Source organism: Mucilaginibacter gossypii, assembly GCF_900100945.1.
Classification (GTDB): domain Bacteria; phylum Bacteroidota; class Bacteroidia; order Sphingobacteriales; family Sphingobacteriaceae; genus Mucilaginibacter; species Mucilaginibacter gossypii.
In genome coordinates, this window is sequence record NZ_FNCG01000015.1 from 1 (window position 1) to 25,603 (window position 25,603).

Below are 25,603 nucleotides of genomic sequence, written 5' to 3' on the forward strand. Positions count from 1 at the left end.
AAGTGATACCAGATCACTGGTGAAAGTCTCAAACGAACGAACCGGCTGGCCTTCAAGACCCACAAATACCTTGCGGGCTCCAATATCTATACCTGCCGCATGAAAATGCATCTTTTCCATACTTATAACGCTTTTTAAACCGTGCCCGAAGGAGTTTAAAGAAAAGACAGGCTACCCATCGGACAAATCACCCACACAAGGGATCGTACCATACCTTCAGACTCTTGCTTCGGAACCATACTCAGCAACAGGCAATAAGCACTATAACTCGGTCGGCCACACTGCACGGTTCAGCAAATCTATGTCATTTCACCTTCAGAGGCCACGGATTTAAACACTCAGAATGACAGGCCCTCTCTTGTTATTTCCCCTTCAGAGCCTACAGCTTTAAATCACTCAGCATGACACCCTTTTTAAGTTGTCATGAGAGATGAAAGCACCATCTTCGCCCTGTATAGCAACTCCACTTATCGAAAAACCCTTTCGCCACCGCTCATAACAACCATGCTTATATCTACGATTTCTTTTGCCCGCTCATTTTAGCAACAACGAGGTTGCCCACTTTATTTCCCTGAATAATACCATTATCAATAGCATCCATAAAATGGATACCGCCCCAAAACCTGGAAATAGCGGCTTCTTTAGCAGCCTGGGTAAACGAACTGAAATGCCTTGGCGGGATGCCATAACTTACTTCCACATCATCGGTATATTTAAAGTTATCGCCGAAATAATGCGTGAGGATAACAGCAGCTGTTGACGAAACTACCGAATGCCCGCTGATATACTCCGGAAACGGCGGAGTTTGCAACAGGGGTTTCCAATGCGGGTCTATATACCTGCGGATGGCCGTTTCGGGCCTGATGCGGTTGGTGCGGTATTTGTCTTCCCAGCAGCAAATGAAACCATCCAGCAGGCCTATGGCTACAGCGGTATTGATTTGCACCGTTTTAGAGAAGTTTACTTTAGCCTGCTTACATGCAATGGCCGTTATCCCCATCCAGTGTGCCCCCGGCGAGATCTTTTTTAGGCCGATGAGCATGTGCCCGTCATTTTGAACAGCAAAAGGGTTACAATCCCAAAAGTTGGCAATATCTTTTTCTTCCTGCTTTAAGCCGTTACCGCTTTTGGCATAGCTCATTTGCAGGTATTTATAGAAAGTTGAGTTTTTATCCGTTGAAAATGGAATAGGCGCATCAGGAACAAATTGTGCGGCCGAATCAAGCGTCATAGGCCGGATAGTGTTAAAATATGGTTCAACCGGCAACATGTAAGCAGGCGGGGTCAGGTCCCAGCTACCGGGTGTTTGCTTAAGCTTATAGCGTGGATAGTTATTTATTTTCCGGTAACCATCGGCCTTGGCATAAGCCAGGATCTGTTTACTGATTGTTTTGGCATAGCTTTTTGAACTGTCGATCACTTCGCTGCTGAAGCCAATATTTTTGCACGAGTCAATAAAGGAAGACTCGTAGCCCAGCATCAACGTACCCGATGGTAACAGCCTGGCAGATGTTTCAAACATGGCCAGTACCGCACTTAGCTGATAATTATAACCTGTATTTTGTTTGGGGTGTTTGATATCGGGATATTGATTTAATACACCGCGCATACTGTTGGTCTGTTTGTCGTTTTCGGCAACTACCTCATACCCGGCAAGGCAGGTATAAGCAAAAAAACGGGCGGCCAATGGTGGATTGATAACATCATGGATCATTACGCTGGTCATATGGCCAACAACTTTGCTCACGTCCTGGTTGGTTAGTTCGGGTTGCTTTTTCGGGCTGCAGCTTATCATCGCAAATAAGCCGCAGGCAGGTATTAGCATTAACAGTTTTTTCATTGCCTTTGTATTATTGCTTGTATGCCTTTAGTTTGCCTTTATCAAGGGCAAATAGTAAAACGTTATTTAATGGAAGCACGCTCCTGACATCGCCCCGGATGTTGAAGCCCGATTGCTGCTGGTTTATGTATTGATAATTACCCTTGCCATCACCCTTAAGCAATACGCCGTAATTAGCATCATATTTACCGAAACGGATGCGGGCCTTGTTGATGTTGCCGCAAAGCAAAAGATCCTCCTTGCCATCATGATCGTAATCAAATGAAGTAATGGTAAAAACCGGCGAATACTGAGCCTGTAAAGGCAACGTCGCCTGTTTTAATTTTCCTTGTGCATTACTGATAAAACATGCTGTAGCCAGTTCATTGGCTGTCAGTTTTTTTACATCTTTCATCTCTTCGGCAGTAAAAATCTTGTCCATGGTAGCATCGGCATAGCTTTTATAATCGGGGAACCGGCCGCGCATTACACTCATCTGGTCAAGCAATTCATCGCGGCTTACAAAGGGGTAACTTTTATGCTGGATGTAAAAACAAAGCATCGGGTCAATGGAGCCGTTATCATCAAAATCTTTATAAAACATTTCCGCAGGCTCGGCATCGCTTGCTTTACATTGCGTATTTAAACCGATGTTTCCGGCTATAATATCCGGATGGCCGTCATGGTTGATGTCGCTTACCTGTAAACAGTTCCACCAGCCGGCATATTTTTTATCAAAGTATTTTGTTGTGGCATCGGTTAGCTTAGCACCGCTATTTTCAAAAACCGTGATCGGCATCCATTCGCCGGCCAGCACCAGGTCGGGCTTTTTATCACCGTTCATATCAACCCAGGCAGCATCGGTCACCATCCCTATATTTTTCAATGCCGGGTTATATTTTGCAGTTTCATTGGTAAAATGCCCCTTGCCATCATTGATCAAAATATAGCTTTCGGGTGCTTCGGGATACTGCCCGGGTATTACCCTTCCGCCAACAAACAGATCAGGAAAACCATCTCCATTGATATCGGCCGCTTTTACACAGCTTTTACTGCTGATCATTTTGGGCAAGGCACCTTTAGCTTTGCTAAAGTTTCCTCTACCATCGTTAAGGTATAACCTGTCCTGCAGCAGCGCGTCATCCGGTTTATAATCGGCATAGCCACCAGAGGCTACATACAGATCGGGCTTGCCATCGCCATTGGCATCAAAAAATAAAGCTGCGGCATCGGTACTGTTTTTATCGGCTTCAAAGGCGGCAAGAGCCTTGCTGATAAATCTCCCATCTTTTTGCTGCAGGTATAAAACACCGGCTTTGCCATCATGCGCACCGGCATAAATGTCCTCGAGCCCATCGCCATTTACATCACCTTTAGTAAGGACGGAACCCGAAAATGATATCGAGTTAACCATTAACGGCTGCCGTTTAAAATCATTGGTAGTGTTATCGATTTCGCTGCCTGCGATAGGGGCCGGCACCTCTTTAAATATCGGATTAATTTGTTTTTGTGCAGGACTGGTGCCTAACGCATCCTTTTCATTTAAGACAATTTGTTTATCAGCTTTTACTTTTTGAAGTAACTGTGTTTTGCCGCTTTGCCAGGTAATCCTTAATGAATCAACCTGCTTATCTTTCCCCAGGCCAAAATGCAGTATCGTTGACACGGTTGACTGATAACCACGGTTTGGCATTTGCTCCAGGTATTGCGTTTTATTGCCCGAATAAATGCTCACCTTAGCGCCTACCCCCTGCGTGTTTGCACCGCTGCCGTTTAATTTTAAAGCTAAATAATGATTATCATTCTGTTTAGCGGCCTGGTTTTCATAAACAAAAGCCGGTTGATTGATATTATTGACCACCAGGTCAAGGTCACCGTCATTATCCAGATCGGCATAAGCGGCGCCGTTACTGTTTGATGTCATCGTTATGCCCCATTGCTCACTTTTATTGGTAAACGTTGTATTACCGTTGTTTTTAAACAGGTAACTTTTCATTTGCGATGATGGCATCTGGTTAACAATATCCAGGAGGTCCTGCCGCATTACGCGTCTGTCTTTGATGTTATCGCCCATAAACTTTAAAAAGTCCATGTTGGTATAGTCGCGGGTATATCCGTTACTTACAAACAGGTCTTTCCAGCCATCGTTATCGTAATCGGCAAAAAGGGGCGACCAGCTCCAATCTGTATTAGAGATCCCTGCCAGTTGTCCTATCTCGCTGAACGAGTTATTGCCGTTATTGACCTGCAGCATATTACGCATGTACTGGTAATAAAAGCCCACCCTCAGGTTCAGGTCAAAGGCCTCGTAATTATCAATACCGAACAGCAGTTTTTGCCGCTTGTTATCCTCGGGAAGCATATCCAGGGTGTAGATATCGGGTTTGCCGTCGTTATTAATATCGGCGACATCATTCCCCATAGAGTAAAACGAGCTGTGACCAATCTGTTTCTGGAGCTCATCGGCAAAACTGCCCTTCCCATTATTAATGTACAACCTGTCGGGAATGCTGTAATCATTGGATACGTAGATATCCGGCCATCCATCGCCGTTAATATCGGCGATACCGGCTGCAAGGCCATATGATAGTGGCGTATTGATAATGCCTGCACCGGCGGTAACGTCAGTAAAATGATTATTGTCATTCCGCAGCAGCCTGATCCCCGATTCGTTATCCCTTTTGGCCGACATCTCCTTAACAAAGGCATCATCCATAATACTGATCCGGCCTGGGTTGTGGTTAATTAACAACAGGTCGAGGTCACCGTCCCGGTCATAATCAAAAAAGTATGCCTGTGTACTGAATGATGGGAAATCGAGGCCAAAATCAGCGGTCTGGTCTTTAAACATGGGCACACCTGCGGCATTGTTTCCCTGGTTTATAAACAGTTGGTTAACCCGCTTCCCGGCCCGTACTTTACCCGAATAACATATGTAGATATCCACCTTACCGTCACCGTTAACATCGGCCATGGTAACCCCCGTTTTCCAGGGACCGGGCCTGCCTGCTACTCCGGCATCAGCAGTGATATCCTTAAACTGCATATTGCCCTGGTTCAGGTACAATTTGTTATCGGTCATGTTGCCGGTAAAATAAAGGTCCTGCAAGCCATCGCCGTTTAAGTCGCCAACAGCCACGCCACCACCGTTATAAAAATACTCGTACATCAGCACGTTGGTGTTTAATCCTTCGGTTAAGGTATTGGCGAAATCAACATGGGTTTGTTCCGGCTGCAACAGTTTAAACAAGGGTTGTTGTGAGTTGGCAGAGGGCTCATGATTGCACCCTACAAATAACATCAGCGTACTTACAACAGGAAACATCAAAAACGATCGTTCTTTTCGCGTTTTAAGCGGGAGGGGGAACCGGAATATCTTCATTGTGGTTTATTGTGGCTGCGATAAATAGGCATCGCAAATTTGATGTCAATATAACAATTATTCTACATGCAAAGCATTTTTAGAAAAATCGCCTTAAGAAGCTACATATAGTGACTCTGCAAATTGGAATTGCCTGTACTTATCCTATGATAAAGCCAAAGCGTATCATGATCCTCCTATTCAAGGGACAGCCGAATATGGTATTGTTTACTAATGCTGTCATAAGTAGCCATATGCGCATTAATATTTCCCTGTTTATCAACAAAGGTTTCGCCCCAGCTAAAGGGCTCCCAAATAAAAGTGCCTTTAACTTTATTACCAGGTAGTGAAAAAGCTATATCATTTACCTCGCGTTTGCGCCGCGAATATTCCACCACTATCACATCCTGTGTATAACGGGCGGCGAGGTCGGTAAGGTTGTTGCGTAAACTATCCGGTGTGCCATGCCACTCGGGATAATATGATTGGCCAATGATATCGAAATTAACTCCGCGTTTGAGCATGTTATCTACAAAGTATCTTGATTCTGCATTTTGCCCGCCGCAGGCAATATGCAGCATTACCCTGATGTTGCTGCTCACGCTTTTGACACTGTTAATGCCAGCCTTTAAAAAGCCAGCCAGGGTATCCAGGTTTTTGACACGGCCGTCGGGCCATAAAATGCCGTGGTTAATTTCGTTACCTACCTGCACCATATCGGGCAGCGTGCCCTGCTTTTTTAGGGCCAGCAAGGTAAGCCGGGTAAATGCCTTTATAGAATCCTGCAGTTGCTGGTTGTTGAGCTTTTTCCAGGCGGCGGGTTTGTATTGCTTACCGGGATCGGCCCAGTTATCACTGTAATGAAAATCGAGTAAGAAGCCCATTCCGGCTTCTTTAATACGCAGAGCCATCTTCTTGGTATCTTCCAAACCACAATAGCCTTTTGCCGAGTACCCGCTATCGGCCTTAGGATTATTGAATATGCGAAGCCGTACATAGTTAAAGCCATGATCTTTCAAAATGGTGAAAGGGTCCTTGTTTACGCCGTTATCATAAAACTTATGCCCCTCAGCTTCCAACTGAGGGATAAATGAAATATCGGCGCCCATGATCTGCTTAAACTTAACCGGAACATTTTTGGCCGGCGAATATTTGTAGGCAGATAAAGCGCCGGTGCACACCAGGCTAATTGCTGTTAATAGCAGTTTGTTTATTTTAATTTTCATGTACCCCGCTTTGATAATCAAAAATACATAGTATATTAATCATAGCCCGGTAAAGGTTATCGAAATTAATCTACATCAACAAAATTCACACGCACATTATTTAATTTCATATCGTAAAAGGAAGTGCCATAAATGGCGCCAAATGCAATTATTATGGATTTCACAGCATATCAGCAGCTATTTTTCGATATTTTGAACAGCCCTAATCCGCGTGCTCCGTACGATAACCCGGATTATTTAAATTATACAAAGCTTAATTGGTCGCGCCAGCAGCGCTGGCTAAAGGTTGGCGTACTGAACCCGGATTTGACAAATGCCATCGAAAAGATCAGCAAACCACAATTATGGACGGTTATTACCGAGGCCTGGTGCGGCGATGCTTCGCATACTATACCGTTCCTGCATCGCCTTTCGGAACTAAACCCGCTTATTAAAGTTGATTATCAGCTAAGGGATTCGCCGCCATTCTTGATTGAAAGTTACCTTACCAATGGCACCCGGTCAATACCCAAGATCGTTATTGCAGATGAAAATAATCAAGACCTTGCGACATGGGGGCCGCGACCGGCCGAATGCCAGCGATTATACCTGCAAATGGTGAAAGACCATATTGAAATGAGCGAAAAAAAGATAGCATTGCAGAAATGGTATAACGAGGATAAAGGTGAAAGTTTTCAGCTGGAGTTTTTAGATATTATAAATAAGCTATTATGATTCTGGTAAAAACAACTTTCGCCCCAACCCTATCTGAAGGCTACTGTGTGTGTACATATTTAAAAAATGTCATTTCGATAGAGCCGGACGGGCATGAACGATGGGGCTAAAGAGAAATCTTCTACATTAAGCTTTGCAACTGTGCTTGTAAAAGCAGGGCGTAGAAGATTTCTCCTCGCCTCCAACGCACAAATACCACCCAGAGCTCGTCGAAATGACATTTTTTTTTAATAGTAAAATAAAAAAGATATGGCCACACGAGAGTTTTTTGTGCTACTATTTTACCTTAAGTTCTTTGCCCGCTATGTCTTCTCAGCGGTAATAGTGAAAAGTTTTATCGGTACTCATTACCACAAAAATGCCATGTTTAAAGGTACCATTTAAAGGAGTGGCGGTTACGTCACTGCCATCACTTTGTCTGGCGGCAACGTTGGCTATTTTCAAAAGTGTATGTTCAAAAGGGTTTGCTTTTGTGCCTTCCCTGCTGAAAATCTGGAAGCGGTTGGCGCCCTGACCGGATACCAGAATGTAACCCGTTGTATCATTCAACTTATAAATCGAGATCCCTTCATGGTCGGCATTAAGCCTGCGGTGCCGAATATAGCCAGCTCCTGGTCGCCTTTTTCGGGGTCGGCATAATACTGGCGTACACCTACCTGCTCTTCGCACAATCCTCGCTTCTATTTCTTTCACAAATGAATTCGCCAGTCTGCTCAACCCGCTTTTATTCTTCTTCCTGCGTTTCTTTCAGCTCATCTTCTTTTTTGCCATTGCCCAAATGGATAATAGGTTTATCCTGGGTACCGGTGATAGTCATCGGGATGCCGAAGATACCGAAGGGCGGCAGCCCCAGCCTGAATTTCAGGTTCAGTTTGCCATCCAAACCCACCTGTCCTTCAAATCTTGGCCTGAAACCTGCAATCCGCATTTTGGTTCGTTCTATAGTCATGATGTTGTTAGCTATAGTACTTTTGATATCAACCTTTTTCACATCACCGTGGCCAACACTGTCATGACCGGTTTGCTTGCCAACCGCGCTTAATAATTTCAATCCGTATACTTTTACTTGTTTTACAGAAAGTACGCCACCGCCTTTTAATGATGGATAAACCGGTTTCATATCGCTGTTTAGCTTACCCGCAAGCTTATAGTCTAAAGATACAATACCTTGTACATGCTCGGCCGAAGTTGCCATATCATGAAACAACTTGATTTCGCGGTAGGCCCTCTGAATATCAAACTCTTTCGCATTGATGTGATAATCAAAAAATGCTTTTTGCGGATTGATGCTGCCATAAGTGGCGTCCATCACTACAGGGGCACCTATCAGGCTGAAACCAGTTTGCTTAAGTACGATCTGCCCGTTGGTAACATTCATTGCGCCTTTGGCGTCACTGATATCCAAACCGCTGTATTTTACTTTTTTAACGTCAGCAGCAAAATTAAGATCAAGGTTTGCAGGCACCAGGATCACACCAGATGATTTGGTTGGTTTGGCAGACGCAGGCACACCGGCAAAGGCCATGAAGTCATCGGCAATAATCAAATCACTCTTTAGATTAAACTCGCCTTTCAATGGCGAATTTGGCTGCATGGCATAGCCTATCACATTAGATAAAGCACCGTCAAGCACCACTATCGATTTACCGTAGTTAGCCTTAAACTGATCAAACTTCATTTTGTCCTGGTTAAAGCTGAATACGCCGTTGGTGATAAAAAATGGTTTAGGGAACAGCTCGGTAGTAAGCTTGATGTTCTTCACTTTCATGCTGCCCGAATTGTCCAGCTTATCATAGTGGCCGGTGGTTGCATCACTTTGCTTACCTTTCAGTTTAAAGTTGGTGCTTACAAACCCGTTCACATCATATCCTTTTACGGCAAACACTTTGTAAATCTTACCCAGGTCCAGGCTACCTCGAGAAGTTACGTTATAGTCAAGGTCATCAAAATTGCGGAGATTGGCCCTCAGTAAAAATGGCTGGCCTTCAAAATTGAAGGATACCGTTTTAATATCCACCTTAAGCCCTTTTAACGAGCCTGTGTTGTTAAAAATATTTACGCTAACCTGTACACTTTGCATTGGGTGCGGATAGTATTTGGTTTGGATGTATCCGTTTTTTAGATTGATCTCAGCATTCGTAACCGGGAAGATGCGGCGGGCCGGAATATACCTGCCTTTACTTTGCAGGTTAGCATCAAAATCACCACGGAAATCAATGCTATCAACCGGATAAAACTGCTTGATATCGTCTAAATGGAATTTAGCATTCAACCCGGCATCAATCAATGCACCAGCCTTATTGCTTAATTTCAGATAGCCTTTGATGTAATTATTAAGTGCATTAATGTTCAGGTTGCGCACATTCACAGTGGCATTGGCAATGTTATGATCCGGACAAGCGACATCCAGGTCAAAACTGATATTGTTGATGGACTGCGGCAATTTACTATACTTAAAATACCCGTTCCTGAATGTCGACTTGAGTTTAAATTGGGGAATACTGGTTATCACGGTATCAATCTTTTGCCTTAGTCCCGTTTTCCTGATGCCGGTGGTGTACTTGCCTTCGGCCAGTAAATGCAAACCATACCTTCCTTTTACCTGGAATGGTTTAATGCCAAAAACCTTGTACCATTGCTCCAGGTCAATTTCGGTATTCACTTTAGCATAAATATATGGCGATTTGATTCCCTTTAATTTCAGCACCGAACCAAAGTAGTCCTTACCAATATTAAAATAAACCGAATCAATATTAACTTTTAAACTGTCGGGGTTGAGGCCAGGCAAACTGGCATCCATATTCAGGTACAGGTTTTTAACCGGCGCAGGAGTACTTTTGTTAACGATGGAACCGTCGCGCACTTTCATGCTGATACCCAGGTTGGGCATAATATTTTTTGAGGCGATGTACTTTCCGCTAAGATCAAGCTGGATGATGCCATTACCGCTGATATCCATGTTATCAACATATTTGGCGTATTCATCCGGAATGGCGGTAAAAACGTCACCAAGGTCATTCTGATCGCTCCTGATCTTGAAATCCATATCATAACCATCTTTCAGGAATTCAAACCGGCCTTTAAATTTAACCGGCAGCTTGTTAATAAGCAGGTCGTTTTTTTGAAATGCGAAGGCCAATGATTTGGTATTGATACTGGTAACCAGATCGGCATTTACTTTTTTCCTGAGCACGTAGGCCTTATTGCCGTAATAAAAATCTACCGAAGCGGCATCTACGTGGCTATAAAGGTCAAAGATGTCTTTGCTTAAATCACCGCTTCCTTTGTAGTTCAGTTCCCGTGCGTTGATCTTCATGGGCAGCGAGCGGTCGTCATAAACCAGGTGGCTTTTGTCTATCAGGATCTGTTCAATGCCTAACGATGCACTGGCGGTATCAGCTTTATTATCCTGTTTGGGAGGAGATGATTTGTAAACATTATAATTGGCTTTACCGGCACTGTCAACCTGGATATTGATCAGTGCATGGTCGAGATAGATCTTGTTTACATTGATCTTGCTTTTAAAAACCGAAGAAAGATCGATAGCCAATGAAATTTCTTTAGCAGAAACCAGCGTATCATTTTGAAAAGGTATGCTGCCATTCAGCACAAAATCATTAAGCGTAAGGGTTAGCGACGGGAACTTTTTAAAAAATGATAAGCGCGTACTCGAAAACGAAAGCTTGCTGTTTACGCTGCCGGCGGCCCATTGCTTTATTTTCTGAGTCACTGTTTCGGGAAAAAGATAAGGTAACAGGAACATCAACAGCAATAAACTAACAACGGTGATGGCGCTTATTTTAAGCGTTTTAACCAATATTTTTTTCAAGGGGAGCGGCATAGAAATTATTATAGCTAACGAGCCATGAAAATAGTCATAAAACCTAATTATTGGATATCAAATTATGATGATTGTAATGTTAGGGAAAGATGAGGGAGGGGGGTAAAAAACCGATTAACAAGCTTGATTTATCTGTGATTGTCAATATATGGTTTGACAGCAACCCCTTCTTTTTCTTTTAATTTAACTAAGAAGCCAGTTTCAAAATCAGATACCATTTGTCTAACTCCGATGCCCTCTATTCCATACCCCCCTAATTTGTAATTATTTTTATCGTGGATCCCAATTAGTTTGACTATTGTACTTCGTATGCCTTCGTTGTCTTTTTCTCCACATTTTAAATTGTATTCTATGTCTGAGTTCGAATTTCTTATCTCAAGATTCATATAAATTCCATAGCCGTTTTGCTTATTTCCAGTCGTATCTGTTATTTTAAAGAGTATTTCCGAATCAGCCGCCGCATATTTTTGCATTCCCAATAAAAAGCTATTGACATTACCAAAGAATACATACTTTTTTATCGGTGGGATGGTAGAGCTTACACCAGCAACGAAATAAATACAAGTGCCGATAAAACCCATTAGGGCTAATCCTAATATAACAATTATTACTCTCCGCATTAAAATTGATTTAGTCGTTTATCTTTTGTAGTGAAGTCAGATCTAAATGTATAAAAATATACCAGAACAAAAAAAGGAGCCTGCTATGCAGACTCCCTTTCCAATTATTAAAGTTGGTGGCTTTACTTAGCCGCCAACTTATCCCTTAAAGTTTTCATATAATAGCCGCCAATTACGCTACGCGCCTGGAAGCCTACCATTTTACCGTTGGTAGTTTCGTGCCAGTCGCTTAGTGGTACGCGTGATGAAGTTTCGGTAGCAAATTTGTAAACCGGAGCAACTAAAGCGTTGAAATCAGCTCTGTTATCGGCCATAGATGCAGTCCAAAGGATCCAATCGCTTTTTGTGTAGGTTTTACGGCTATCAAGCGGCAAACCAAACTCTTTTTGGTGTGCTAAATAGTATTTAAGCTCGGTATCGTACACTTTTTGAGGGAATAATTTCAAGCCCAACACTTTATCCCAAACCATGTTGTATTTCTGGCTCCAGGTATCTTTGCTGTCAAACACCAGGCCGTAGTGATCGCCCGCGTTGGCTTTGTATTCCCATTTTTTAGCCATGTCTTTAGCCATAGCTTTGTACTTTTTAGCGGTTGCGGCATCACCTAACATACCGGCTAATTCGCCGTAGGCGTCAATGGCTACAATAGCTTTTACTGATAAGTTGGCATTGTGTGCCAGGTGACCGGCAAAATCATCAGTACACAATTGGCTACCCGGATCAAAACCTGATTTAGCAAGATACTCAGTCCAAATAGTTAATGTTTTCCAGTGTTTTTTAGCATAGTTGGCATTGCCTTCAACTTTTGCTAAAGCAGCGTTAAGGATAATCATGTTACCACTTTCTTCAACCGGCATGTCCTCGCCATAAGTTTGGCCGTTGGCCAATGGATAAGTACCTAAATCGTGCGATGAGTAAGGTTTATTCCATTTACCGCTTTCGCTGAAATAGAAGATGCCGTTCATCATACCTTTCAACAAATCAGGATTGTATAGCAGGTACATTGGAGCCGAAGGGTAAGTAATGTCAACCGTGTTGATTGAGCCATTGCTAAAGTTCTCTTTGGATAGGAACAGCAATTCGCCCTCCGGGCTTTTAACCAATTGGTGCGCGGCAATACTTTGACGATAAGCCATTACACATAACTTAGCATATTTTTCACCACCGGCTTTAACCGCATCGGCCCAGATCTTAGCATCTGTTTTTACACAAGTGCCAATCACTTTAGCATAAGCTTTGGTAGCATCGCTCAGTACGCCTTCAATAGTAGCACCCGGAGCATTCCTCCACCATGGCCTTAAATTGGTTTTAAAGTATTGAATAGCATAAATATCATCATACCCAACCGAAATAAATTTAGATACCGGCGCAGCAGTCACTTTATCAAATGGTAATACCGTGCTTAACATGAATTGTTTACCAGTAGCCGTAGTTTCACCTTTTTGGGCGCCCAGGAATGATGATACCGCCTCACCTTCGGGAGTGATGTATTGTTTAGCTCCGGCGGTTGACGAAGCAACATAAACATAGCCCCAGTCAATACGCAGGTTATCACCTTTTTTCTGTAATACGGGTTGTTCCACGGTGCCCGCTTTTAACAGCTTAAGGCCGTTCTGACTGTATTTTGACGCAGTAACTTCCTGTGATGGTGTATTTACAGCCAGATTACTTGATACCCCCTGATAGATCTGAACATCATGAGCTTTCCCATCGGTTGATTTCAATTGGTAAGTGATGTATGATACCGGGGTGGTAAGTAATTTCAAATCGCCCATAACCAATGGCGAAGTAAACGTAAGTTTCAGGTTTACCTCCCCTGCTTTAAAGTTATATACGGTTTGGGTAGCTGTAACTTTAACGCTGGTTTGCTCAGCCAGTTTAACGGCTTCGTCATCCTTGCTCAACACTTCTTCAGCAAGACCGGCATCAATAAACGAGCCGCCACCGGTGTTTTTACAATGGATAGCCAAAACGTTTTCGCCTGCTTTCAGATTCGATTTTGCACTGGCAGGCAATGCAACAGTTTCAAAATCGCCGTTAGCACCACCTTCGGCAGCAATCTGCTGGCCGTTCAGGTATACTTCGGCTTCATCATCATGATAAATTTTCAACATTAAACGGCCTTTCGGTAATTCGGCAATATTAAATTTACGACGAACCCAAATGTCTTTACCTCTCCATTCAGTGCCTTTGCCTGCACGTTCATCGCCAAATGGCGCAGCGCTGCTTTTCCAGCCCTGATCATTAAAGCCCGGTTTTTCCCAGCCTTCTGCCGGGGCAGTTTCGGCCAGGTATTGACTGTTGTACGATTTTTCGTCGGTAGCTGCTAAAATGGTTTTATAATTAACGGCCGATGCGCCCATAAAACGGTAGTAATTGCCATCAACCTTAATGAGGCCCAGTAACGATTGATCTTTCCCGGTCCAGTGCTTGGTGGTTGATTCATTTAACTTATCGGTGTTTGACCAGATGCTGAAATAAGTGTTGTGCGTGATCAGCGGATAAGACGGCATCTTATCTTGTGCCAGCGCTGTTTGTGCAACAAACGATGCTGCCAGTCCGGAAACAAGCAAGTACGTTTTTTTAAAAATGCGGTTCATAAACTACGTTTTACTTTTGGTTTTAATTTATTGTTGGTTTTTTTATTATTTACTCTTATTTCCCGGCTTTGGAAAAACCTGGTGCGTATTTGCCCAGATATGCCAAAGGCTATCCAATTGGTGCACTTTTTCCGGGTATTTCGATTTCAGATCGGTGGTTTCGGTTTTATCCTGCGACAGATCGTACAAATGCCAGGTAGTATCATTACTCAGCGATACCAGCTTCCAGTTTCCTGAACGCGCATACCTCGCGCCAAAGTGCTCGTTAAACAAATCCTCATGACCGGGAGTTTGTTTGCCTTTAAAACCTGGCACCAGGCTGATACCTGTAGTCGGTGGAATGTTGTGCCCCTTATATGTTTTAGGATATTTGGCCCCAGCCAGCTCAACAAAGGTACCCATGAAGTCCATCACATGGCCCACATGGTCATTAAAGCCACCTCTATTAGCAATAATTCCCTTTGGCCAAAAGGCAATCATCGGTGTATGGATACCTCCTTCATATGATTCGGCTTTCCAATATTCATACGGCGTGTTGGCTACGTTTGCCCAACGCGGCCCGATTGACGAATAAGTAGTCTCCGGGCCTGGCAAAGCTTCTTTCTTTGTGGCATAAACAATTTTCCGTCCGTCGCGGGTTTCATTAGGGCGATCAAAACCCGGACCATAAGCAGCGCAGTTTTCAGCACTTGCCCCATTATCCGACAGGAAAACGATAAGCGTGTTATCCAGCTGCCCCGTTTCTTTCAGCGTTTTAACAATGCGGCCAATGCCCTGGTCCATCCTGTCGATCATGGCGGCATGAACAGCCATGGCCATGGCATCCCACTCTTTATCAGGATTGTTTTCCCATTGCAGATCACCTTTCCAGCGATCGGATAGCTTTGTTTTCGCAGGATCAATAAGCCCAAGCTTCAGCATCTTTTTGTATCTCGCTTCGCGGATTTCCTGCCAGCCCGCTTTGTAGGTGTCTTTATATTTGGCAATATCCTCTGGCTTTGCCATCAGCGGCCAGTGCGGTGCATTTTCGGCAACGTACAAAAAGAACGGCTTTAACGATTTAGCGTAGCCTTTGATATAAGCTACCGCAGTATCGTTAATAGCATCTGTATGATAGTAGTTTTTGGGGACGGTTTTAATGGGCTTAGTACCGCTAACCAAACTAAAAGGATCATAAAAATCAACCACGCCCCAAATGGTCCCAAAAAATTTCTCGAACCCGCGGCTGGTTGGGTACTGGCCAATGGGCGAAAAATCGCCAAAATCTTTATGATGATTTAACCAGGCCATCTGGTCCTGCGCGTTAGGCTGCCCATTGGTGTTGGACACATGCCACTTTCCCGACATGGCGGTATGGTAACCTGCGGATTTCAAAACTTCGGCAAGGGTTACCGCGTTGTCTGTTATATGACCGAGATATCCGGGTTCGTCTTCGGCGTCGGTCATTTTGCCTATGCCTGCCTGTTGATTGTATAAACCGGTAAGTAAAGATGCTCTTGTTGGGCAGCAACGCGATGTGTTATAGAATTGCCTGTAGCGAATACCATTTTGAGCAAGGTAATTGATGTTGGGGGTATTCACCTCACCGCCATAACAGCCCAGATCAGAAAAACCCATATCATCGGCCATGATCACGATAATATTCGGGCGTTTCCTTGCCGGCTCAGGTTGCTTCATAGCTTTAGTTTGCCACGCAACTGAAACAAGCGCTATTGCACCGGCACAAAATAAGCCGGCATATAGTTTATATTTATTCATAGGTGATCAAAATACCTGCGCCAGTTCGGTTAAATTTACGTTTTCAATAAAGCAGGAAAGTTAAAAAATGACCGGGGCTTTTATGCCTGAACATATAGCACTACGGACAGTTTTACACATTCCAAATTAAAGCAATCATTTTACACAAAACGGCTCAATACTTGGTGAAATCGTATCATTTTTGGGATGTACATCAAAACGATACTTGGTGAAATCGTATCATTTTTGGGATGTACATCAAAACCTATTGTTTAAGGATAAACTGAAAGTTGCTATAGATCTATCGAACGTTGTACCTATATACCTGCCGCCCAAGGTTACCATTTTCATCTATACCTTCAATAACAACCCTATACCTCCCCTGCCCATCGGCATTGAAATAACTGAATGAAGCGTTACCGTCATTGCCGGTAATTAATTCGGGCTGCCAGTAAATGGTGCTTCGGAGGTCGGGGCGGTTACCGGCTTGTTCAAGATTTTCATATTTGGGCGAATAAAATATACGGGCTTTATAAAAGCCGGGAACAGAGATTGGCAATATCCCGGTTGATGTGATCTCATTTTCGGTAAGGCCGCCTCTGGCTTTAGAAGTTATTACGATTACCCCATGCCCTGCCCGCACACCGTAAATTGCCGCGTCCGAACCATAAAATAATTCAACGGTTTCAACATCTGATGCATTTATAAAATCGAGGCGGCTCCCACCAGGTACAGAGGTTCCTGAAATGGCTTTATCTATTGGCACCCCATCTAAGATCACTAACCCATCAAAATCTCCTCTTAACATTGCGTACGCTCGTGCACCATGTACCCTGCTCTCCACCATTTGAGTTAATGAACCTGTAACAGGGAGCTGCCCAAGGTGTATAACCTGATCGGCACTCCCCGCCCCTCCTAATGCCGATGAGCGGTAATCATTTCTTTTAACAGCTTTGACCTTTACCTCTTTCAACATCTTCACTTTGTTATACTTCAGATAATCTTCTTGCCGTAACTTATTATTTTCAAGGTAATTGGTCATTGATAAATTAACATTATCAGGTGCGTGATCCTGGACCTGTGATATAACAATCAGCGGCTGATTATCTTCATTATAAGTCAATTTCGTTGAATTATCGCCATTAGCTGTTACAGCTTGTAATATAAACCTCTCGGTATCTGTAAAGAAAAGGTTACGAAACACAAAACTACCATTCTCGTTAATTGGCTCACTCAATACGGTTGTTGGATTTGAAGATATTAAAGAAACCGTCCCTTCGTGCATGGCGCTTCCTCCGGATATTTTGGCCGTTCCCCTTATCTCCAAAGCCGTTTCCGGCTGAAATGCTGTCGCAGAATAATTATTATCCAATACCGGCCTCCATTCAAAACCCCGGTATCCGTTGATAAGCATTACAAGGTCGAGATTTTTCACAGACTCTTTAGTTATATTGGTAAAGTAATAGTTTGGCTGTTCTACATTTCCTTTTAAATCTGAGGTTAACAGTAAATCGGTTAATATGGTATGCTCCGAATTTTCATCTACCGGAACTTTGTTTTCATCTATAACTGATACCGAAAAATGGCCAACTGACGGGTCGCCCGCCCTGTTCTTTACATTCAGACTTATATCAACCCGTTCCCTTTTTTTATAACCTGTTTTGGGACTATTAACAGCCAGGCTCATCTGATCGTAGTTTTGCACAAAGATCAGGCGTTCGCAAAGGGGCTCATTAGCGGCAGAAAATAATGTAATGGTAGCTATTCCTGTTTTTAAACGCCGCTTTAAAATATTACGTGTTATTGACTGACTATCTAACCTACAGGCGATTGTTGAAGCTGTGCCGCCGGAATAAATGAGTAATGTAAAATCCTTTCCTTTGTTTTGCTTGTAAAAAGCATCAGCAGCATTTATTTTAACAATAGCACGGGGAATTTCACTATTATCAACAGATAAGCTAACTCCATTTTCTATAGGTATTGGAAGATTGACAGTATTTTTTGTTCCGTCGGCATAATTAAATTCGGCTTTATACCTTTTACCCGGTTGGGCTTTCAGGTAAAAACAACCCATCCCCAGGTGCGACGAAGCAAATGTGGCTATCTGATTATTTTCATCATCGGTAATAATCCCGCTAACATTAACACCTGTTCCGTCGGTACCAATAGCCTTGAAAGCTATTTTAGACTGAATACTGGTTATTATATTGCCACCTTCGGCAAAAAACTGCACATCTATTTTATTACTGGCAACAGGCAATGGTCCTTTAGTAGCGCTTTCAGCTATTTTATTACTGATCGACCCAATCTTAATTTCCCGGTCAAAATAGTTGTTACTGCCCCGATTTTGCATCCATTTAGTATATGCACGGATGTGATAATTGCCCTTAGGTAAAGTATCTGGCAGGGCGAAATCCCCCCAGGCCACACCATCCGTTATCTGTAGTTTAACTGACCGATCAACCCTGTTTGTTGCATTGACCAGTTCGACGTGCAATACACCGCTTATATCTGATAGTTCGTGCCTGTCGCCTGCGGTTATGTAAGCTTTAAAGTAAACAGTATCACCGGCTGCGTAATAGGGTTTATCAAAATGTAAATAAACTTTTTCGGCGATATATGAAACTTTATACTCCTTAAGCTTATTTATGACATTGGATAGCCCCGGCTCTTTAATTGCAACCTGATCGATCGAAGGCTCATACTTACCGCTTATGTTATTAACCCGGTCCGTTATTTTAGTTTGAGCCAGGCACAAAAGCGGCGAAACCAGTAAATAATACAGAAACAGTTTTTTTAACATAAGGCAGACGATTTAGGTATATATGCTAAAGTAAAAAATGGCGCTTATACTTTTAGGAGGTTTATAGTAATCATAAAATTATTAAATATTATTACTAAAACCAATAAGGCCTTTTATGCGAACTTTCCATAACCTGTTCTCCATTTTTTAATTAGTTAACGACACCGAATAATTTTGCGCAACAAAAAAAGGCAGCCCAATGTGAACTGCCTTTTACATTTATTAAAAGTTTTTATTTACTGTGCCAGCTTAACCTCAACACGACGGTTAAGTACACGGCCATCTTCGGTAGTGTTATCAGCTATCGGTTTGCTTTCGCCCCAGCCTTTTACAGTAAGGTTGTCGCCATTAACACCGCTGTTTACCAGGTACAATTTTACAGAGTTTGCCCTATCTACAGATAATGACATGTTATGCTCGGCAGTACCTTCGGCAGAAGCATTGCCATTTAAAACAAATTTCGCCGACGGGTCTTTTTTCAGTTCTTTAACAATATGATCTAAAGTTTGGTACGAAGCAGTTTTTAACACCGCCGAATTAAACTCAAACTGGATATTGCTGAAATTATAATCCGGTTTCTCCGGTGCAGGAGCAGGTGCCGGCGGAGGGGTTGGCGCCGGTTTTGGTGCGGGCGGAGGTGTTGCAGCTTGTTGTGTTGGCTGGGCCGGCGGCGGTGTTTGCACAACCGCTTTTTTGGTTTTACAGGCTTGGGTAGTGATAGCTAAAACAGCTATTGCAAGAGCTAATAAAGGTGTTTTTAGAGTTTTCATATCTAATGATTTGCGTAAACATAAAAAACGTTGGCATAATGTTTATAGTGCCTAACCATAATTTTATGGCTGAATAACGCTTTTTACATACTGATGTAGATTATTTAATCAATAGTTATGCCATTTGCCTGGAGAACCTAATGAAGAATAAACGTGCTAAGCGTTTTTTACTTCAACGTTGTCGTGAAAAAATGCTTCCGTCGATGCCCTACACACCAAAAACAGTTATACACTATCGTTATCTTGTCGGTGCCATTATAAACCATCGCCATGAAAAAAATATTTACCGCAATTTTAATTGCTGTTACAACTTTAACGCAATTTGCTTTTACGTCCGGACAATCAAAACCAGATAAATCACCTGTAGAAAAAACTGCCGAACAAATCCTTAAAAAGCAAATAATGACCGAGGCCGCCTGGGCCATGCAGCAACAGCCGGTTACAGTTACAGCGACATCTTCACCCAGAAGTGCGGGCGGTAAACACGACTTTTTTTCAGAAGCCGATTATTTCTGGCCGGATCCTAAAAACCCCGATGGCCCTTACATCAACCGCGATGGCATGACCAACCCGGATAACTTTGTAGAACACCGCAAAGCCATGATCCGCTTTAGCAAGATCATCGGCGCCCTGGCATCGGCCTATAAAATAACCGGAAATGTAAAATATGTTAACCAGGCTGTAATCCACCTTAAAGCCTGGTTTATTGATCCCGAAACGTTAATGAATCCAAGTCTTTGGTTCGCCCAGGCAGTTAAAGGGCAGTTCACCGGCCGTAATTATGGCATTATCGACACCATTCACCTGATGGAAGTTGCGCAAGGCATTATCGTTATGGAAAAAGTTATGGACGCCGAAACTACAGCCGCTGTTAAAAAATGGTTTACCGATTATACCAACTGGCTCATGACCAGTAAACCCGGCATCCAGGAAAGGGATGTTAAAAACAACCACGCCACCTGCTGGGCTATGCAGGTAGCCTCCTTTGCCAAACTTTGTAAAAATGAAGTAGTACTCGATTCGATTCGCGTGCGATACAAAACGATATTGCTCCCCCGCCAAATGGGCACCGACGGCAGCTTCCCCTTAGAGATGGCACGTACCAAACCCTATGGCTACTCTATTTTTAACCTCGATGCCATGACCATGCTGTGCCAGATCCTTTCAAGCCCGCAGGATAACTTATGGAACTTTGAAACACCGGATGGCAAATCCATCAAAAAAGGAATAAGTTATTTATATCCTTTCGTGGCAGATAAAAGTAAATGGACTTTAAAACCCGACGTAATGTATTGGGACAACTGGCCTATTGCGCAGCCTTTCCTGCTATTTGGCGCTAATGCCTACCATGAAAAAGCATGTTTAACAACCTGGCAAAAACTGGATCATAACCCTCAGGTTGAAGAAGTTATCCGAAATTTACCCATCAGGCACCCGCTTATCTGGTTTTAAATCGGTAAGCGATTTCCCCACTGAACGCTTTTTCCCGTCTATAATAATATATAAACTGTGAGTTAAGCGTATCATCAAAATATTTTTTTGTCGGGAAGGCGGGTTTTCTCCGTATATCATCACACTACAAAAGCACTACCACGCTTGTGATCGAATCGTATTGAGGTTATTATAAGGTATTTATAATAAGATGTTTATATAATTTTACCAATACAAAAACATCTATTACACCTATTAACGCGCCTTTCCTGGTATTAGTATATGATATTCATAAGTATCATGAATTTGGTTAACAGGTTTGTGTTTTATTGCCCGGCTTATTTATAAACCAAATAATACATCTAAAACCACTTAACAAATTTAACTTATGAGATCGAAACTTAACCCTTACCTCCTTGGCCTTTTTCTGGTCGCAATCGCAGCACTATCATCCTGTAAAAAGGATAACATGAACCAGTTTAAAACCGGCAGCGATTCAAACACCGATAACAGCAGCAAGCCGGTTACTGTTAACAATGCCGTACCTATTACCTCCTTTAAAGTAATAGGTTACCTGCCCAGCTGGCAGGGCGATGTGAATACAGTACAATACAGCAAACTAACCCATATTAATTATGCTTTTCTTACCCCCAACAACACCGGGGGGCTGAACCCGCTTGATAACCTTTCAAAATTCACCAGCCTGGTATCAAACGCACACAGCCATAATGTTAAAGTAATGATATCTGTCGGTGGCGGTGGTGGCGGCGATGCCTTCCATCCTATTGTAGCCAATGCCGGTTACCGTACCACTTTTGTTAATAATATGGTCAACTTTTGTAACCAGTACAATGTTGATGGTGTGGATATCGACTGGGAGTTCCCATCGGCAGGTACCGAAACCAATAACTTTTATTTATTACTGCAGGAACTATCAACTGCCATGCATAACAGCGGCAGGTTATGTACCATCGCCTCCATCTCGGTTGGGGCTACTTACGTTACCAACAATATGTTCTCTATCCTTGATTGGATCAACATCATGGATTATGACGACAACAACTTCCAGCACTCTACCTACCAATCGGCTGTTGATTGTTTAAGCTATTGGGCAAACCGTGGTTTACCTGCAGCCAAAACTATTCTGGGGATTCCGTTTTATGCCAGGGATAACCGGTACGATTATTCGACCATGAACTATGTTGATGTTTTAGCGATAGGCGGTAGCCCTAACTCGGATACCTTTCAAACTTTTGGCTATAACGGTATCCCAACTATTAAAAGCAAAACCACCCTGGCACTTAACCAGGCAGGCGGCATGATGATCTGGGATTTGGGCGGCGACGCTTCAGGTGCCAACTCCCTGCTTTCGGCCATGAACACTATTATTACCGGCGGAACTACCAATCCTCCGCCAGCTCCTCCAATAGGCACTGTAATATCGCTTAAAGGCTTTAATGGTAAATATGTAAGCGGCGAAAACGGCACGCAGGCTATGACCTGCACCCGCACCGTCGCCGGCGACTGGGAACATTTCACCGTTCTTGACGCAGGCAACGGCAAAATCTACCTGCGCAGCATGGGTAAATATGTTTCGTCCGAAAACGGCACACAAGCCATCACCTGTAACCGCACCACGCCAAGCGACTGGGAAACATTTGACTGGATAGTTACCACCGACGGAAAAATAACGTTGCGCGGCAACAACGGCAAATTCATTTCCAGTGAAAACGGTACGCAAGCCATGACCTGTAACCGGGCTACCGCATCGGGATGGGAAGCATTTGGGTTGAATCAGTAAACTATTAACTGCTTATACCAAAGGCCGGGGCTATGATTTTAGTATCATAGCCCCGGCTGTTTTTCAAGAGGATTGGTATATTCTTTTAATTTATTTTACTTCGCAAACCTCGGCAGCAGGTTAGTCGCGGCACCCATCATTTTTATTTTGTAGCGATAACCCCCTCCAAAAGAATCCTCCTCTTTTAAAAACTCATGATTCTTTTTACTGATCCAGTAGGTTTCGGTAAAATGGCGGCCATTGTAATCGCTTTCGTTATATAGCTTCCAGCAATCAACTTTGTTACCATCCAATGTAGTAATTAACTCGCTGCCGGTTACTTTGTATAAAACATAAAGCGGTGCAGGGATCCCGGCCTCATAAAAGGGGATAGCAAAACTTTTGCCTTCGGCAAGCGGTAACATCTCGAAGGTTTCAATGTCTAAATTCCAATTAAAGTTGGCGAAGGTAAAATCAAGCTTAAAATTCTTAGCCTCATTATTGGCAACGGTGTCGGCACTTATCACTTTATCGGCAGCCCAGTTAAAGGCTTTTGTTTTTTTGCCGATGGTTTCTGAATGATAAATCGGCGCGAAATCAGGTACTTTATTAACGGAATAAATGGAACGGTATGATAAGCTATCGCTGCCATACCAGTGCTGGGTGATAGTAAATACCTTTTCACCGTTACGGGTTTCGAGGTTTATATCGCGCAGCCAAAGCCAAAATTTCAGGCTTCGGTTGTCCTTTGTATTTTGAAAATACACAAGGTATTGCTTTAGCCCGGGTTTAAGCGCCGATGTAATCAGGCGTTTGTCCTTTACACGGATGGTATCAGTTTGAGCAAATACTTTAGGCGTATGCGATAGCAGCAGCAACAAGCTAAGGCTTACAGCTACTATTTTTTCGGCTAATTGTTCGGTTTTCATAATAATTTGATGGTTTGATAAGGATACATTTCTGTTAACAATTCAAAACTGCCTTTTATTAACCATCCTATCAAACCGGTTAAACCACTGCCGCGTTCTTTTTAGCCTACTACTGTATTTATTCAATAATATACCTGCAGACCAACTTATTGAACATTTAGTGCCATTTATTGAATAAATGCCGGCAATTATTTAAAACCGGCATCCACAAACAAAAAGCTTAGTAATTTTAAAAATGCAACTATTTAAGACCCGCCCTTCCATTACACAACTCCAGCTCTTGATATGGTTAGCGGTGTCGCTGTTGCTATTTTTTTCTTATCTGCCGATGGATGGAGCAGGCCAATCGGCTGTTTATACCATTGTTAACACTACGTTTTACGCGGCTATCATATATGGTAACATCCTCTTCCTGTATCCTGTATTTTACCAAAAGGAAAAATATGTTTGGTATGTATTACTTGTCATCATTTTTTTAGTGGCAACGGGTGTGCTCCGGGGTTATTCAACCCTGCTTATTTATAATACCTTTTTTGCAAAAACACCAGAGCATATCAGTCAAAAAGCCATCATTAATTATGTTTCGGGCGGAGTGCTCATTTTCATTATGAGCCTGATCTTTCGTATAGCAATAGCTTATTTTAAGCTAAAGCAGCAAACGGAAGAGATTATGATTCAAAAAAGCCAGGCCGAACTGAACCTGCTTAAATCACAAGTGCAACCGCACTTTTTGTTCAATACACTTAATAATATTTATTACGAAGCTTACCGTGAGGCCCCCCGTACCGCAGCATTAATTGAGCGGCTTTCGGACATTATGCGCTATTTTGTTGATGAAAGCCCCAAGGATGATGTAGCCATCGGTACCGAAGTACAGTTCATTGAAAACTACATCGCATTAGAAAAAATCAGGATCAGGCATGAGATGGTTGTTTTTTTTGAAAAAAACTTCAATTCAGATCTCCGCATCCCGCCTATGCTGCTCATGACCTTTGTAGAGAATATTTTTAAGCACGGCATCGACAAATCGAGCGAACAAAACCTTATTGGTATATCTTTGGTTCAGCAGGGTGATTATCTTTTTTTTAAAACCAACAATGCTATCCATGCCGAAGTAGCAAGCAAACGCGCTGCCGGTTTCGGCATTGTCAACTTAACCAAAAGGCTAACCATGCTGTACGGTTCAAATTTTGACCTGAAAATTGATAAAAGTAACAACACCTTTGCCGCGTTTTTAAAGATCCCGATAGCATGAATTTAAGCTGTATCATAATTGATGACGAACCTAACGCGGTTAACCTGCTGGAGATCCTGGTGCAGCAAAGTACGCAGTGGCAGCTTAAAGCCAAATGTTATAACGCGCTTGAGGCACTGGCCTTTTTAAAAACCAATAAGGTTGATTTTATTTTCCTGGATATCAACATGCCGCAATTAACGGGTATGGAGTTGGCAGGCTTGCTTCCACCGCAAACCAAAATTGTGTTTACCACTGCTTATTCGGAGTATGCTGCCGAAAGCTATACCTATCAAACTATTGATTATCTGCTGAAACCAATCACACTGAAACGTTTCCTGGCAGCCATGCAAAAAATTGAAGGGTATTTTGGCAAGTCCGAACCTATGATGCAACAAACCCCGGTTAATGATGAGGGCTATTTCTTTATAAAATCGGGCAAGGTATTACGCAGGATCCTACTGGACGAGATTTTATACTTTGAAGGCGAAAAGGAATATGTACGGCTTGTTACCAGTCAGGAACAGTTATTAATTTACCGCAGGCTCAAGGATATTGAAGAGCAGCTTTCGGCCCCCTTTGTGCGGGTGCACAACTCCTATATTGTAAATACCAAACAACTGGTAAAAATTCAGGACAACCATATTTATATCGCCGATAAACACATACCCGTAAGCGAAAAATTTAAAGATAGTTTTATGAAGCTTATTAATAGAAGGATATTTTAAATCTTACATG

The 25,603-nt window shown here is 42.8% G+C and carries 17 protein-coding genes; 5 read left to right on the forward strand and 12 right to left on the reverse strand.

The features are described 5' to 3' along the window. Positions 1–514: 514 nt before the first annotated feature. The 3 genes from BLS28_RS22565 to BLS28_RS22575 form a co-directional block, all read right to left on the reverse strand. On the reverse strand, positions 515–1,840 hold the full coding sequence (locus tag BLS28_RS22565; RefSeq protein WP_091172678.1) for a vanadium-dependent haloperoxidase: 1,326 nt from the start codon (positions 1,838–1,840) through the stop codon (positions 515–517). Positions 1,841–1,850: 10 nt separating this feature from the next. Then, entirely contained in the window at positions 1,851–5,201 is a 3,351-nt protein-coding gene (locus tag BLS28_RS22570) for a VCBS repeat-containing protein (protein ID WP_218134497.1), read from the reverse strand. Between the two features lie 176 nt (positions 5,202–5,377). After that, a complete protein-coding gene (locus BLS28_RS22575; RefSeq protein WP_091172680.1) occupies positions 5,378–6,406 on the reverse strand; it encodes a glycoside hydrolase family 53 protein in 1,029 nt (342 codons plus the stop codon). Positions 6,407–6,559: 153 nt separating this feature from the next. On the opposite strand from BLS28_RS22575, the gene BLS28_RS22580 reads away from it, so the two are divergent. Then, complete coding sequence (locus BLS28_RS22580; RefSeq protein WP_091173119.1) at positions 6,560–7,120, forward strand: thioredoxin family protein; 561 nt, start codon at positions 6,560–6,562, stop codon at positions 7,118–7,120. 312 nt (positions 7,121–7,432) lie between these two features. On the opposite strand, the gene BLS28_RS22585 is transcribed toward BLS28_RS22580, so the two are convergent. From BLS28_RS22585 to BLS28_RS22615, 8 genes are all read right to left on the reverse strand, one after another. Next, positions 7,433–7,669, reverse strand: a complete 237-nt coding sequence (locus BLS28_RS22585) for a phytase (protein ID WP_256337515.1) — start codon at positions 7,667–7,669, stop codon at positions 7,433–7,435. After that, positions 7,666–7,791, reverse strand: coding sequence for a hypothetical protein (locus tag BLS28_RS31415; protein WP_256337516.1), 126 nt, complete (start codon positions 7,789–7,791; stop codon positions 7,666–7,668). The genes BLS28_RS22585 and BLS28_RS31415 overlap by 4 nt, the downstream gene beginning before the upstream one ends. Positions 7,792–7,844: 53 nt before the next feature. Further along, positions 7,845–10,949, reverse strand: a complete 3,105-nt coding sequence (locus BLS28_RS22590; protein ID WP_176844543.1) for an AsmA family protein — start codon at positions 10,947–10,949, stop codon at positions 7,845–7,847. 140 nt (positions 10,950–11,089) lie between these two features. Further along, positions 11,090–11,581, reverse strand: coding sequence for a hypothetical protein (locus BLS28_RS22595; RefSeq protein ID WP_143020847.1), 492 nt, complete (start codon positions 11,579–11,581; stop codon positions 11,090–11,092). Positions 11,582–11,703: 122 nt separating this feature from the next. Continuing rightward, positions 11,704–14,181 (reverse strand): glutaminase family protein, encoded by a 2,478-nt coding sequence (locus BLS28_RS22600; RefSeq protein WP_091172687.1) that lies wholly within the window; start codon positions 14,179–14,181, stop codon positions 11,704–11,706. A gap of 45 nt (positions 14,182–14,226) precedes the next feature. After that, entirely contained in the window at positions 14,227–15,939 is a 1,713-nt protein-coding gene (locus tag BLS28_RS22605; RefSeq protein ID WP_091172690.1) for an arylsulfatase, read from the reverse strand. A gap of 280 nt (positions 15,940–16,219) precedes the next feature. Then, the gene (locus BLS28_RS22610; RefSeq protein WP_091172693.1) at positions 16,220–18,721 is read right to left on the reverse strand and encodes an MG2 domain-containing protein; all 2,502 of its coding nucleotides are present in this window, start codon (positions 18,719–18,721) and stop codon (positions 16,220–16,222) included. A 236-nt stretch (positions 18,722–18,957) separates the two neighbouring features. Then, the gene (locus BLS28_RS22615) at positions 18,958–19,491 is read right to left on the reverse strand and encodes an OmpA family protein (RefSeq protein WP_090530934.1); all 534 of its coding nucleotides are present in this window, start codon (positions 19,489–19,491) and stop codon (positions 18,958–18,960) included. Between the two features lie 270 nt (positions 19,492–19,761). Here BLS28_RS22615 and BLS28_RS22620 point away from each other — a divergent pair, with 270 nt between their 5' ends. Together BLS28_RS22620 and BLS28_RS22625 are read left to right on the forward strand one after the other, a co-directional pair. Beyond that, entirely contained in the window at positions 19,762–20,943 is a 1,182-nt protein-coding gene (locus BLS28_RS22620; protein WP_091172695.1) for an alginate lyase family protein, read from the forward strand. 367 nt (positions 20,944–21,310) lie between these two features. Continuing rightward, the gene (locus BLS28_RS22625; RefSeq protein WP_091172698.1) at positions 21,311–22,723 is read left to right on the forward strand and encodes a glycosyl hydrolase family 18 protein; all 1,413 of its coding nucleotides are present in this window, start codon (positions 21,311–21,313) and stop codon (positions 22,721–22,723) included. Between the two features lie 95 nt (positions 22,724–22,818). Here the strand turns inward: BLS28_RS22625 and BLS28_RS22630 are convergent, their stop codons facing one another. Then, on the reverse strand, positions 22,819–23,631 hold the full coding sequence (locus tag BLS28_RS22630; protein ID WP_091172704.1) for a DUF3108 domain-containing protein: 813 nt from the start codon (positions 23,629–23,631) through the stop codon (positions 22,819–22,821). 235 nt (positions 23,632–23,866) lie between these two features. Here BLS28_RS22630 and BLS28_RS22635 point away from each other — a divergent pair, with 235 nt between their 5' ends. Continuing rightward, positions 23,867–24,886, forward strand: coding sequence for a sensor histidine kinase (locus tag BLS28_RS22635; RefSeq protein ID WP_091172708.1), 1,020 nt, complete (start codon positions 23,867–23,869; stop codon positions 24,884–24,886). Beyond that, the gene (locus tag BLS28_RS22640) at positions 24,883–25,593 is read left to right on the forward strand and encodes a LytR/AlgR family response regulator transcription factor (RefSeq protein ID WP_091172711.1); all 711 of its coding nucleotides are present in this window, start codon (positions 24,883–24,885) and stop codon (positions 25,591–25,593) included. The genes BLS28_RS22635 and BLS28_RS22640 overlap by 4 nt, the downstream gene beginning before the upstream one ends. Positions 25,594–25,603: the final 10 nt, after the last annotated feature.

Excerpts from the sequence above, each read along its gene's own strand:
- BLS28_RS22640 (WP_091172711.1), top strand. The coding sequence starts at position 24,883 with ATGAATTTAAGCTGTATCATAATTGATGACGAACCTAACGCGGTTAAC.
- BLS28_RS22620 (WP_091172695.1), top strand. The coding sequence starts at position 19,762 with ATGAAAAAAATATTTACCGCAATTTTAATTGCTGTTACAACTTTAACG.
- BLS28_RS22570 (WP_218134497.1), bottom strand. The coding sequence starts at position 5,201 with ATGAAGATATTCCGGTTCCCCCTCCCGCTTAAAACGCGAAAAGAACGA.
- BLS28_RS22615 (WP_090530934.1), bottom strand. The coding sequence starts at position 19,491 with ATGAAAACTCTAAAAACACCTTTATTAGCTCTTGCAATAGCTGTTTTA.
- BLS28_RS22595 (WP_143020847.1), bottom strand. The coding sequence starts at position 11,581 with ATGCGGAGAGTAATAATTGTTATATTAGGATTAGCCCTAATGGGTTTT.
- BLS28_RS22635 (WP_091172708.1), top strand. The coding sequence starts at position 23,867 with ATGCAACTATTTAAGACCCGCCCTTCCATTACACAACTCCAGCTCTTG.
- BLS28_RS22630 (WP_091172704.1), bottom strand. The coding sequence starts at position 23,631 with ATGAAAACCGAACAATTAGCCGAAAAAATAGTAGCTGTAAGCCTTAGC.
- BLS28_RS22575 (WP_091172680.1), bottom strand. The coding sequence starts at position 6,406 with ATGAAAATTAAAATAAACAAACTGCTATTAACAGCAATTAGCCTGGTG.
- BLS28_RS22605 (WP_091172690.1), bottom strand. The coding sequence starts at position 15,939 with ATGAATAAATATAAACTATATGCCGGCTTATTTTGTGCCGGTGCAATA.
- BLS28_RS22565 (WP_091172678.1), bottom strand. The coding sequence starts at position 1,840 with ATGAAAAAACTGTTAATGCTAATACCTGCCTGCGGCTTATTTGCGATG.
- BLS28_RS22610 (WP_091172693.1), bottom strand. The coding sequence starts at position 18,721 with ATGTTAAAAAAACTGTTTCTGTATTATTTACTGGTTTCGCCGCTTTTG.
- BLS28_RS22625 (WP_091172698.1), top strand. The coding sequence starts at position 21,311 with ATGAGATCGAAACTTAACCCTTACCTCCTTGGCCTTTTTCTGGTCGCA.
- BLS28_RS22580 (WP_091173119.1), top strand. The coding sequence starts at position 6,560 with ATGGATTTCACAGCATATCAGCAGCTATTTTTCGATATTTTGAACAGC.
- BLS28_RS22600 (WP_091172687.1), bottom strand. The coding sequence starts at position 14,181 with ATGAACCGCATTTTTAAAAAAACGTACTTGCTTGTTTCCGGACTGGCA.